The organism is Curtobacterium flaccumfaciens UCD-AKU (genome assembly GCF_000349565.1).
Classification (GTDB): Bacteria; Actinomycetota; Actinomycetes; order Actinomycetales; family Microbacteriaceae; genus Curtobacterium; species Curtobacterium poinsettiae.
The window spans coordinates 1-252 of record NZ_KB714614.1 but is presented as its reverse complement, the minus strand read 5'-3'; the positions used below and the strand labels follow the sequence as shown (position 1 = coordinate 252).

Sequence of the window (252 nt, the reverse complement as noted above, 5' to 3'; positions counted from 1 at the left end):
TCGACCCCGAGCGGGTCGTCGTCACCGGCGAGTTCGCCCGTGCCGGGGAGCTGCTGCTCGGCCCGATGCGGCACGCCCTCGAGTCGTCGTTGATCGTCGACGTCGACGGCACCCCGGACGTGGTGCAGGGACAGCTCGGCGAGAAGGCCTCGGTGACCGGCGCGCTGGCCCTGGCGATCGAGGCCGTGGACGTGACGCGCGCACGCTAGGCGGACCCGCGCCGGGGCGTGCCGGCCGGGGCGCTCCGTGCTG

General features: G+C 75.8%; 1 pseudogene. It reads left to right on the top strand.

What is annotated here, in order from left to right:
- Positions 1-209, top strand: a pseudogene (locus H489_RS38205) (ROK family protein); the annotation flags it as partial.
- Positions 210-252: the final 43 nt, after the last annotated feature.